The sequence below is a fragment of the Priestia sp. P5 genome (genome assembly GCF_029522155.1).
In the GTDB taxonomy this organism is placed as follows: domain Bacteria; phylum Bacillota; class Bacilli; order Bacillales; family Bacillaceae_H; genus Priestia; species Priestia megaterium_E.
Genome location: NZ_JAKWFJ010000001.1, coordinates 914,008 through 925,546, shown reverse-complemented (window position 1 = coordinate 925,546; position 11,539 = coordinate 914,008). Strand labels below are relative to the sequence as shown.

12 protein-coding genes and 1 riboswitch are annotated in these 11,539 nt (G+C 38.3%); of the genes, 3 read left to right on the top strand and 9 right to left on the bottom strand.

Annotation, left to right across the window (positions count from 1 at the left end):
- Nucleotides 1-30: 30 nt before the first annotated feature.
- Both MMB69_RS04740 and MMB69_RS04735 read left to right on the top strand, forming a co-directional pair.
- Nucleotides 31-429 carry a GNAT family N-acetyltransferase gene (locus MMB69_RS04740; RefSeq protein ID WP_277447265.1) on the top strand — a complete coding sequence of 133 codons (399 nt, stop codon included), beginning with the start codon at nucleotides 31-33 and terminating at the stop codon, nucleotides 427-429.
- 233 nt (nucleotides 430-662) lie between these two features.
- Complete coding sequence (locus MMB69_RS04735; protein WP_277447264.1) at nucleotides 663-2,756, top strand: TerD family protein; 2,094 nt, start codon at nucleotides 663-665, stop codon at nucleotides 2,754-2,756.
- 66 nt (nucleotides 2,757-2,822) lie between these two features.
- Here the strand turns inward: MMB69_RS04735 and alaP are convergent, their stop codons facing one another.
- The 3 genes from alaP to MMB69_RS04720 all read right to left on the bottom strand — a co-directional run bounded on the left by alaP (nucleotide 2,823) and on the right by MMB69_RS04720 (nucleotide 5,148).
- Nucleotides 2,823-4,226, bottom strand: a complete 1,404-nt coding sequence (gene alaP / locus MMB69_RS04730) for an alanine permease AlaP (RefSeq protein ID WP_221783563.1) — start codon at nucleotides 4,224-4,226, stop codon at nucleotides 2,823-2,825.
- A 315-nt stretch (nucleotides 4,227-4,541) separates the two neighbouring features.
- Nucleotides 4,542-4,700 (bottom strand): DUF1540 domain-containing protein, encoded by a 159-nt coding sequence (locus MMB69_RS04725; protein ID WP_016765258.1) that lies wholly within the window; start codon nucleotides 4,698-4,700, stop codon nucleotides 4,542-4,544.
- A gap of 100 nt (nucleotides 4,701-4,800) precedes the next feature.
- Nucleotides 4,801-5,148, bottom strand: a complete 348-nt coding sequence (locus MMB69_RS04720) for a hypothetical protein (protein WP_223268975.1) — start codon at nucleotides 5,146-5,148, stop codon at nucleotides 4,801-4,803.
- Nucleotides 5,149-5,208: 60 nt separating this feature from the next.
- A riboswitch (SAM riboswitch) is annotated at nucleotides 5,209-5,310 on the bottom strand.
- A 121-nt stretch (nucleotides 5,311-5,431) separates the two neighbouring features.
- Here MMB69_RS04720 and MMB69_RS04715 point away from each other — a divergent pair.
- Nucleotides 5,432-5,728: a hypothetical protein gene (locus tag MMB69_RS04715; protein WP_013058654.1), complete on the top strand. Its 297-nt coding sequence runs from the start codon at nucleotides 5,432-5,434 to the stop codon at nucleotides 5,726-5,728.
- Nucleotides 5,729-5,740: 12 nt separating this feature from the next.
- Here MMB69_RS04715 and MMB69_RS04710 read toward each other — a convergent pair whose 3' ends face one another.
- The 6 genes from MMB69_RS04710 to MMB69_RS04685 form a co-directional block, all read right to left on the bottom strand.
- Nucleotides 5,741-6,160, bottom strand: coding sequence for a GNAT family N-acetyltransferase (locus MMB69_RS04710; protein ID WP_277448043.1), 420 nt, complete (start codon nucleotides 6,158-6,160; stop codon nucleotides 5,741-5,743).
- Nucleotides 6,161-6,267: 107 nt separating this feature from the next.
- Nucleotides 6,268-6,708, bottom strand: a complete 441-nt coding sequence (locus MMB69_RS04705; protein ID WP_221783554.1) for a hypothetical protein — start codon at nucleotides 6,706-6,708, stop codon at nucleotides 6,268-6,270.
- 107 nt (nucleotides 6,709-6,815) lie between these two features.
- On the bottom strand, nucleotides 6,816-7,805 hold the full coding sequence (locus MMB69_RS04700) for a glycosyltransferase family 2 protein (protein WP_264408503.1): 990 nt from the start codon (nucleotides 7,803-7,805) through the stop codon (nucleotides 6,816-6,818).
- A 12-nt stretch (nucleotides 7,806-7,817) separates the two neighbouring features.
- Nucleotides 7,818-9,503 carry a DUF6044 family protein gene (locus MMB69_RS04695; RefSeq protein WP_277447263.1) on the bottom strand — a complete coding sequence of 562 codons (1,686 nt, stop codon included), beginning with the start codon at nucleotides 9,501-9,503 and terminating at the stop codon, nucleotides 7,818-7,820.
- 37 nt (nucleotides 9,504-9,540) lie between these two features.
- A complete protein-coding gene (locus MMB69_RS04690; RefSeq protein ID WP_230933439.1) occupies nucleotides 9,541-9,963 on the bottom strand; it encodes a GtrA family protein in 423 nt (140 codons plus the stop codon).
- Nucleotides 9,964-10,120: 157 nt separating this feature from the next.
- The gene (locus MMB69_RS04685) at nucleotides 10,121-11,446 is read right to left on the bottom strand and encodes a metallophosphoesterase (protein ID WP_277447262.1); all 1,326 of its coding nucleotides are present in this window, start codon (nucleotides 11,444-11,446) and stop codon (nucleotides 10,121-10,123) included.
- Between the last annotated feature and the right edge of the window lie 93 nt (nucleotides 11,447-11,539).

Genomic DNA, 11,539 nt, shown 5'->3' with positions numbered 1-11,539 from the left:
CTATATCTTATAAATCAAGGAGATGACGCAATGACTATCACGTATAAAACCAACGTTTCAATCCGTGCGGAACAAGTCGCTAAAGTGTTTGTACATTCAGGTATTAAACGTCCTGCACAAGATCTTGATCGGATTCAAAGAATGCTTGATCACGCTTCTCTTACTGTTACCGCTTGGAGCGACAGCGAACTCATTGGCATAGCCAGAGCGTTAACAGATTTTAGCTACTGCTGCTATTTATCGGATTTAGCTGTCGTAAAAGATTATCAAAATCAAGGAATCGGCACACAGCTCCTCAAACACGTTCAATCAGAAATCGGTGAAGAAACCGCGCTGATATTACTTTCCGCTCCTTCTGCTATGAACTACTATCCAAAAGTCGGTTTTCATCAAATTGATAATGGGTTTAAGATTGAAAGAATTCGATAGGTAAAAAAGATAAAAAAGTCCCTTTCTTACTAAACTATTATTATTTTACATCTTTTCAATATGATGGTACAATATTCAAAGATTAAGGCTATGATACTTCTTCCTTCTCATCCAACTCTTAGAATTTAGAGGTATCCCTTTCCTTAATCCATTAACTTAACTATACATATATTCAAAGTCAGGAAGCACAGCGCCTGGCTTTTTCTGTGCAAATCATACATGGTGGTGTTTGAATGAAAAACGATATTTTTTTAAGAAGACAGTCTAAAGTAATTGTAAAACAAGGATCAGATATATTAGCCCCAGCTTATGTAGCTTCCATGTTAAAAAACATTGAGGCATTAGGATTTACAGCTTCAGCTTCTTTAATTGATCGGTTACTCACTCTTTCGTTCTACGAATTTATGTCTTTTTATGAGCAGCTTCTCTTATCTTTAAAAAGACTTTTTGGCGCTCATGTCAAATATAAACCGATGTATCCTAACTTTCCAAACGAAGTCATGCAAGCTTCCGAAGCAGAACTATACATAAATGCCGTGGTTCACTATCTGACTGGGGTTTTACCAAACAGTGAAAAACAAGATGTTTTTCCACTGTTAGATACTACAGATTTACGGATTATTGACCTCGGAACGGATGAAGAATTCGGCCTTATGATGCGCCAATTAATTTGCGCCAATACCTCATTATCGCAAATGGATCGATCAGACATTGAATGGTCTCTTGTCAATTTACATGTATTAGACCTACTTCCAGCAGTCATTCCTCAAAAAGAAAATGCTGCATTTGTTAGCTCTGTTTTAATTAAAACAAAAAAATTACCTATTGATGTCTTGTCTTCTTATTTAAAAACAGCAACAGATGTTTTACGTTTGGCAACTGCTTTATCTGATGGCGATATTAGCCTTTCATCACCCACTTTATTTAAGAAGTTTAGTCGTTTTGAACGCCGAAGCTTGTTGCAGCTGCTAGAAAGAACTTCAAACGTAGAAGAAGATATGTTTCGTTATAAAGTAAAGTGGATTCGTTTAGGTGAAATTTTACATCCTGGAGAATACAAACATCGATTTCCTAACGCTGCTAAAGGATTCGATGCTGTTCGAAACCATAAAAAACCATTGACCTTCTATAGTAAAGTAGAGAAAGCACTCGAGCAAAAAGACGTCTCAAAAGCAGTTTCACTTTTAGAAAAACGTCCAGGTGACTTTGCTAGACGAATTGACCATTTACTGCGCTTATCTACTGGGGAACAAGAAGCAGCTTCTATTATTACAGCATTTGCAACGGTCACTCATCATGTCTCTACGCCAGTACTTCTTCAGCTCTATTCACATATGAAGCATCGACATCATAGACAAGATATGCGCGTAGTGTTTCCAAAAGGGAATGTGTCCAAAGTAATGGCGCTTGATAATCCCTTACCTTCTCTTCGTAAAAATTTTTGTGATGATGTAATAAATGCATGCAAAGATGCTTTACATGAACGTTTTGCTAAGTTGCCACCTCTTGGAAATGTATGGATTGATGAACGTTTGCGTGAACAAACTATACCATTTTCACAGCGTTCAAGCAGCAAAACGTTAAAAACGATTAGTAGGGGCAGTAAATTAACAATTCCTGAAGGCGATACACTTCGTTTTTTCATTTGGTGGAAAGAAGGCTTTGTAAATGGTGAACACACCGGTAATGTAGATATTGATTTATCTGCCGGAATTTACGATGAAAACTGGCAGTATAAAGAGCATATTTCTTATACAAACTTATCTTCAAAAAGCTTCAAAGCTTTTCACAGCGGAGATATTACATCTGCTCCTAACGGGGCATGTGAATTTATTGACTTGCATATCCCTACGATTCTAAAAAAAGGCGGCCGTTATATATTGATGAGCGTTTATTCATTTTCTATCCACCCTTTTGTTATGCTTCCCGAATGTTTTGGAGGATGGATGGTGAGACAGCACGTAGAGTCCGGCGAGATATTCGAACCTTCTACCGTACAAAATAAAGTAGATCTTGCTAGTGATTCCACGATTTCCATCCCCTTAATTTTTGATTTACAAGAGCGAAAATTAATTTGGACGGATATTTCGCTACATCATCATGTTGAATTTGAAAATAATCTCGAACAAAACAATGGATCTGTCTCTCTTATGGGAAAAGCCATGACAAAGCTGTTGAAGCCAACGCTTTATGACCTTTTTTCATTTCACGCACAAGCTAGAGGAACACTTATCCACGATAAACAAAAAGCTGACACTATTTATTCTCTTGATGAAGGTGTTACCCCTTATGATATTGAAACAATTATTGAAACCTACCTAAACTAATTAATTTACAGGAAATTAAGAATAAATAAACGAAAAGACCTCTTTCCAAGAAAGAGGTCTTTTCGTTTATTTCACTAGCTTTTGCTCAGTCCCAGCTGAACTCTGACTTCGTTTGTGGAATCCTTTTGCATAGTACGCGATAATAAGACCGATAAACCATAATGGTCCGATGACAACTGCAATTCTTGTATCTGGATTATATGCCATAAGAACAACAACAAGCGCTAGGAACGCAAGTGACACATAAGATGTTAACGGAAATAAAGGCATTTTATATTTCAGCTTTGCCTCTTCACCTGTTTTTAACGTTTTGCGATACTTAATTTGAGAAAGCAAAATAATTCCCCATGTCCAAATCGCACCGAATGTTGCAATGCTTGTTACCCACGTAAATACTTTGGCAGGCACAATGTAGTTTAACGCTACTCCCACTAATAAAGCACCCGCTGATGCTAAAACTGCTTTTCCCGGCACGCCGCCTTTTGTAAGCTGGCCGTATCCTTTTGGCGCTTCTCCGTGCTCTGCTAAGTTAAACAGCATACGGCCTGTACTAAAAATACCGCTGTTACAAGAAGAAAGAGCTGCTGTTAACACGACAAAGTTAATAATGCCAGCAGCCGCTGGAATGCCGATTTTTTCAAATGTTAATACAAACGGACTTCCCTGTGAACCAATTTCTTGCCAAGGATAAATCGACATAATAACAAATAATGCACCGACGTAGAAAATAAGAATACGCCAAAAGACAGAATCAATCGCTCTTGCTAAAGATTTTTCCGGATTTTTCACTTCTCCTGCGGTAACGCCGATCATTTCAATTCCTAAATACGCAAACATAACCATTTGCAGCGACAGCAAAATACCTTTGAATCCGTTCGGGAACAGTCCGCCGTTGTCCCACAAGTTTTTGATACCAGTCGCAACGCCGCCGTTGCCTATTCCAAACACAATCATTAATAATCCAACGGCAATCATTAACACAATCGCTAAAATTTTAATAAGTGCAAACCAAAATTCCAGTTCACCATATGCCTTAACAGCTAAGAAGTTAACCGTTGTCATGATGACAAGCGCGGATAACGCCCAAATCCAGTTTGGTACATCCGGATACCAATACCCCATATAAATACCAACGGCTGTAATTTCAGCCATACATGTTACAACCCATAAAAACCAGTAGTTCCAACCTGTTAAATAACCAGCAAGCGGCCCTAAATAGTCGCGTGCGTACTTGCTGAATGAACCTGCAACAGGTTTTTGAATAGCCATTTCTCCAAGTGCTCTCATAATAAAAAACATAATCATTCCGCTAAATCCGTACGCCAATAATATTCCTGGTCCTGCTAATTTAATAGCAGATGCAGATCCAAGAAACAGCCCTACCCCTATGGCTGCTCCTAAGGACATCAGCGTCACATGTCTTTCTTCTAACCCGCGTTTCAATTCTTTCCCCTGAGTTTTCCCCTGCATAAACGTCTCCCCTTTTTCCAATCTGTCAAAACGAGATGAATACAGCCTTTTGTTAGCGCTTTCATATAAGTTTGTGCTAAAAGTCAGCTAGGCTATATATTTGTATTCTATCACCTTTCTCTCACTTTTCTTTTGTCGAAAAACGAAAAAATTATCTTATCATTTTGTTTAAACGCACAATTAGATGCAGACACTGCTTTTTTACTATGTATTTATTATTGCACCTAAGTAATAGTATTTTTTAAAAATAGAAAAACGCCGACTCAACTCCGTCAGCGCATCGTTCATTTTATGCTTTTTTATAAAAACTAGCATTTATCTCGCGGGTTCAAAAGTTTTACAGCCAGGTTCTTCCGTTTCAGAAACATGGTGACTACTTTCAGGACTCACAACGTAAATGGACTCTGCACTGCATTTATTTCCGGATTTCCAATACATGCACTCATTCACTTCACATAATACACCTTGGGCCACTGTTATCCCTCCTTTGCTTGTCTTATCTATTTACTACCCGAAATATAACGATTCTAACATTTTCACGCAAAAAAACCGCTTGTTTATCAAGCGGATCTTTTTATTGCGTGTGTTCAACATACTGTTTTTTAGCTAAATATAACTCACGGCTCAGCGTGATCCGCCGTTCTCTCAAGTGCCTTAATTTAGTCTGAAATTGTTCGTTAGTTGGCTCTTTTTGAATCAAGCGATACGTAAAAGAAATATCTTCATTTAACTGTTTAAAATCTTCCCATATCTCTTGAACTAGGGCGGATTGTTTTTCTTCAAATGAACGATTTTGCTGCGTTTTTAGCGCGGCTAAAGTTTCCTGCTGCCACGTTTCGTCTTTTATTTCTTTGGCTAATAAGTATAGATCTAAATAATCATCAGTGCTTAACGCTGTTTGTCTACTGTTCAATGTCCTCACCTTTTCTATACGAAATGTTTCTTCCTAAGAAGAGGATTTCATCATAGAAAAAGATTCCTCTTCTTATCTGTCAGAGCTAGGCTATGCTGGAATTAGCACCATTCAATAATTGTGGTTGCTGAGGCTTCAAAGGGCCAGTCCCTCCACCTCTCTAGATAAGAATATTTCGTTTTTAAATTATTTCTGACTATTCTAATATGTTTTATAGGTTACGTCAATAGCTTTTCAATAAAAAGAAAAAATAAGTAAAATATGGTATGATTTCATAAAGGATGGTGAGCACATGAAACGATATATGTTATCTGCTTTTTTGGGAAGCTTGCTGCTGCTTCTTACTATTGCTTTTTCATCTACTTTCCATATTGCAATTGTCAAAACAACGGGAAGCATCGGAGGAATTATTTTAGCTGCGGCAGCTTTAGTTATGAACGCGCTTGAAGATCCCCCTTCCTCAGATAATACAGGTGGAGGAGCCGTTGAAGTACTAGATAAAGGAGCCGTTTGGGCTACTTATTTACTTTTACTTTCACTGCCAAACCTCATCGCGTGTATAACATCTTATGTTTTATGGACTCGCTGATATTCACCAACGTTACGGACGTTTTACCATCTGTAAGGTCATTGATATTTGTTTATCTACAAATCCAAGGTCACGATACACATGCTGTGCAAAATTCCCAGCATGAACGCTGAGTCTGATTTCAGGATATCCTTTGATAGACAATTCATTGATTGCTTTTTGCATTAACGGCTTGGCTAGACCTTGCCCGCGGTATTCCGGTACAACATATAATTCATAGATAAAGCCAATTTCTTCTTTTGAAAAGAAGTCGGCAGACGGGCCGATAAGAACCCAGCCTGCGAGTTTATTTTCTTGTCTCGAAACTAAATAATAACAGCCTTTTTTAAGGGCACTACCAACTAGTTCATTTACGCGTTCAGCTGACGGATGAAACTGCTTCATTGTTCCTTCAAACAGCGCATCAGCAGATTTTGTCCGAATTTCCTGTATTTATTCTTCAGTAGCTTTTGCAATCATTACGATCTCTCCTTTCGTGTTCGTTTTCCACATGCGAGGATAAATTCCTGCAAAAAAAGTCTTCGCCTAAGCGAAGACTTTTATTTAAATTCAAAATGTTCTTGATGATTGCCTTGTTCGTCCGTCCAGTTAATCATAATGTCTAAACCTGCCGCTTTTCCAGGAACAGCAAAATTCGCATAGCGAAAACGCTGACCGCTTTTGCTTAAGTTAGACCTTTCAATGGGAGAAAACAAGCTGTATTTTGCCTTGTTTTTTCCTTCATGCCGAAAAGCTTGGACCTGTACGCGCTCTACATCTTTTCCAATGTTTTCAACGGTTAATCCATATGTATGATAGACGTTATTTTTCCACTTTAACTGATTATCTCCGGTCATGCTCGCTTTTGTCAGCTCAACGGCCCATTGTTCAGACGATTTCTTCATTGGAAGCTTTTCAATGGAAAGAGCACTGACGTGAATAGTTGCACAAGCAAGCCAAACAAAACAAAAAGTGCTGACTGTATAAAATAGTCTTTTCATAGATTTTAATCTCCTTAGAAATTTTAGTAGTAGCATCTCCCGTTACGCTAAAAATTATGATAAACGCTTTAACAAAAAAAGCCTCTCCATTTAGGAGAAGCTTCTTATTAATGCATAAGCAAATCTTTTTGTTTGTCTAATGAGTGTTTTGTATATAAATCTCTTTCAACCGCATATTTGGGACGCTGTTTCACTTCGTTAAAAATTTTGCCGATATATTCTCCGACAAGACCCATTCCCATTAGCTGCAAGCCGCCTACAAGCCAAATCGATAAAATAAGAGACGTCCAGCCAATTTGCGTATGATCTAAATATTTTTGAATCAGCGCATAAATACCAAACGCAATACTAAAGAGAAAAGAAGCTCCTCCAAGCAGCGTTAATAAGCGTATTGGCGCTACGCTAAAAGATGTAATCCCGTCGAATGCAAAAGCGAGCATTTTCTTTAGCGGATATTTTGATTCGCCCGCTGTCCGTTCTTTGCGGTCATATGTGACTTCCGTGGAGCGAAATCCTACTAATGGTACAAGACCTCGCAAAAAGACGTTTCCTTCTTTATATTTCATAAGTTCACCAAGAGCACGTTTGCTCATGAGACGAAAATCAGCGTGATTTTGAACGAGCTGAATTCCTAGCTTATTCATAAAACGGTAAAACCCTACTGCCGTGGTTCGTTTAAAAAATGTATCGGTTTCTCTGCTGTCTCGAACACCATATACGACTTCATACCCGAGCCAATATTTCTCTACAAAAGTACGAATGACGCTGATATCATCTTGCAAATCTGCGTCAATCGAAATGACACAGTCAGATTGCTTATGGGCTGCTTCTAGTCCTGCGAGCAAAGCATTTTGATGTCCTACATTTCGCGCTAGCTTCAACCCTTTTACAAATAAATTACTGCAGCTTTCTTTTTCAATAAGCGACCACGTGCTGTCTTTGCTTCCATCGTCTACAAATAAAATGGTACTTTCACTTGATACAAGACGTTCATTTATCAGTTCTTTTACTACAGTAGTTAATTGAAAAGATGTCTCTGTGAATACTTCTTCTTCGTTGTAACATGGAACAACAATCGTTAAAATAGGTCTGTTCATGTTATTGCCCCCTTACTTTGCTTCATATACATACACTTTCCAAGCAGACTGTTTATCGTTAAATGCTTTTAAAAAGTGCAAACCATCACTTTCAGCATTTTCGATTGGAACGGCTGAAAAGATATAGCGACCGCCCATTTTCTTAAATTGGCTGATATTAAGCTGCAAATGACGGATTTTTTTCGTTGAGTCTTTTCGGTAATCATATTTTTTCCCTAGCTCGCTAACAAACACATAGCAGCGGTTCCCCCAGTGATCATAGTAGCTTTCTAACTTTTTATTTTTATCAAGCTCTTTGGCAATGATTTTGCGAAACTCACGTTTATATGTTAACGGATAGAAGTTATTATACGTATCTAGCGTATAAAAGCCGTTATACTGAGCAATAGATGGATGAAGCCCTATGCTTGCTACGCGATAAGATGATTTAGGTTTTCCAATATACCTGCTGATTTCATCAAATTGATGAACAGCATAAAATTCTTTGACTGACGGCTCATGATTGTAGCGATAGTAAAGTTCAGGATTCGCTATAAACAACACAAGCAGCTGTAAAATCAAACACACCCACACAAACTTTTTCCACGCCTTGCCCCTTTTCCACAAAACATAGCTGCCAACGGCAAACATCATATAAATAATGAGCGGGCGTAAAAAATGAAATCTAGCAAAGTTAAACGTATTTAAAAGCTGAAACTTTTCTTTTAGCGGCTCCCATCCTTTATAAAACCAAAACGCATACCAAATCGACAGTAGTAGATTAAGAATAAATAACTGCAAAAACGTTTTTTCAAGCTTTCCCTTCTGATTCCGAGCAACAATCCAAAGTACAATAAAAGAAAGCGGTAAAATGACAAAGGTATGAAGCGTCATTACATGTGTATGCCCAAGCGTATAGTTCTTAAAAGCAAGGCGAATGGAATGTGCAAAGCCTAGAGTAGAGCTTAAAAATTCATTTCGACTCGTCGGGGCCTCAGGAAATAAAAGCGAATCAACAAGCCGGTATTCAATGAGCAGAAAGACAGCGGTCATCGCTGCAATACTGCTTAAAAAAGGAATGTTCCACGCTCGTTTTTTAACTGCATCTCTTAGCCACAGCATTCCCATCGCCGTTAAAAAGAAGAAAAATCCTAACACAAAGCTCGCATACAACGGAAGCAATAAAAGAGTAAGCCATTCCTTCCACGTTCCTTCGCGGTTTCGAATGGTTAAAAACGCCCACAGCGCCAGCGGCTGTCCTAATGTACTCAGCATCCCCGAAGGCCAAAAAGGAGTAAGTGCAAAAGCAAGTGATACAAGCACTCGAATCGCATAAGCATCCTTGCTTTTAATAAAATGCTTTTTTAATAATAAATACATTCCAATTAAAGCAAATACACGCGTAATCGTTTGGCTGAGGCTGTACGCAAGCATGGTGGGAAACAAACCATACAGCCACTGAATACCGCTAAATTCTGTTCCAAACGTATTCCTCGGCAATCCGTTAATAATTTGAGGTAATACGGCATGACTGGAGCCAAACAGCTCTCCGCTTCGATGCAGAACTTTATACCACGTAATATTTGAGTCTAAATTATCATGCACGCGTATATGCGAATTTTCCCCGAGCAAAAACATAGGGGATACATACGCAAGCAGCAAAAGGAAAGCGATAATAAGCAATGTTTTTTCTTTATTCATAGCTGTTTCTTTCTTCATCTGTTAACACCTATTTCCATTTCATAATTGCTAAAAGCTAATCGTGTACGACGACTGCTTCTTTTTTTGCATTAAATACAAAGTATTTTTGACCCGTATAATTTAAAAGCGTATACAGACCTGTTCCAATTAATATACCGACGTCTTTTTTGAACGGATGCACAGCAGCAGGAAGTTGGTGCAATAACCAGCTGGAGAACTGCAGTCCAATATAGTAAGACAAGCCGTAGCAAACGCCAATAACCAAAATAAAACGCAGTATGCTTTTGGATAAATGAACTCCGCTTTTAAACGTAAATATTCGATTTAACACGTAGCTGACGACTGCTCCTGCTGCGTTTCCGATAAACGTTGCTGCCCAGTAGTGATGAAAAATATGAAGCAGCACATACATAATGGAAAGACCTACTGCCGTATTGACCAGCCCTACTACTAAAAAACGTACAAAAGATCCTTTCATACAAACTCCTTTTAATTTTGATACTTTCATAAAAATTACATATTATGACTTTAAATACAGTTTCAGTGTAGCAACTCCACTTAAAAATCTAATGAAAATAACATTAAAAACAGATGAAAAAAAGCTAAAAGAATCAATAAAATCAAGATTCTTTTAGCTATTTAGTAGAGCCTTCTATAATTAATTTTTGATCGCTTTGGTTATCAAACGCATCCACTGCCGCTACTTCTATTTGATACGCAGTATGAGGCTGCAAACCTGATAACGGAAGACTTAAAACATCCGGAACAGGATCGCTGTAATATTGAGAAAATGCATTATATGTTTTGACCACTTCTCCAGTTTCTTTATTTTTGACGGTAATGCGATAAGAGTGAACCATCAAATTATCCACAGCCTGCGTAAACTGAATATAAAGCTGATTTGCTGAAGCTTTTTCTTGTATAACAGAAATAGTAGAGCTTGGAAGAAAAATCGGTTTTACTAAATCTCGTTCATTCGTGTAGTGAAACTTTTTTGCATCTGCAGGTATGTCAATTTCCCACGCTTCTCCCGTCCACTTATTTGCGTGAAAATCCCGCCTTTTAACGACTACTTTTCGATTATAAACCTCTACGAGAAGACCTTGACTCACATCTCGGTAGCCAGGAGGAAGTTCACCTTGTAAATATCCCGCACCAGGCCATATATACCGAACAGAAGACGTTGCAAGAGATGTAAAATCTCTCTGAAAAATAGTACGAGGATCGTCCAACGGATGGTGGGTATGGCCAGAAAATGTAATGACTTGCGGATAAGGTTTTAACGTATTGTAAAGAAGCTGTTCATTCACTTCTATCCCCCATCTGTTTTTCCCGTACAGTGTATTGTTAATAGGCTGATGAATAAAGACAAAAATCGGTCTTTTAGGATCATCTCGCTTTGCTATTTTCAGCTGTTCAGCAAGCCAGTTAATTTGTTTGATTGAATAATCACCGGCGGTCAGACGGCTTTCTGTTCCAAGCATGATAAAATGATATCCTTTTATCACTTGGTGAAAATAAAGAGCTTTCATTTTAGCTTTAGATAAAAAACGCTGCTGCGCTTGCTGATTAGTTACGCTGTCCCGGTATTCATGATTACCAATCGTAAAAAGAGATACGGCCTGCGGCTGTTTATTTTGATTATAAATAGAAAAAAAGCGGTCGTATTCTTTTAACGCGCCGGTATCAGCCAAATCTCCTACCACTACAAAGGCATCTTGTTTCGGTGCCTGTTCATTTAATTGCGTTAATGCATGTTGAAAAGTACGCAAATCAAGCGTTCCTGCTTCCTTAATATGAACATCACTGATCACAGGAAAAACTAGCTTTGGTTCGATGTATCCGCTTCGTCCGCTCTTCTCTTCAGCTCGTACGTTTAAGGTAATACCGCATATAAGAACACTTATTAATACTAAAGCGAGCCAGTCTTTTTTCAGCGTTTCCATAAAACCGCCGAGCATGATGCTTCCTCCTTTCTTCACTGCTGCGTCTCAGTCATTTTCTCTACGTGTATGAGCTTTTATTTTATGTAATTTCAAAATATCTAATCGTAT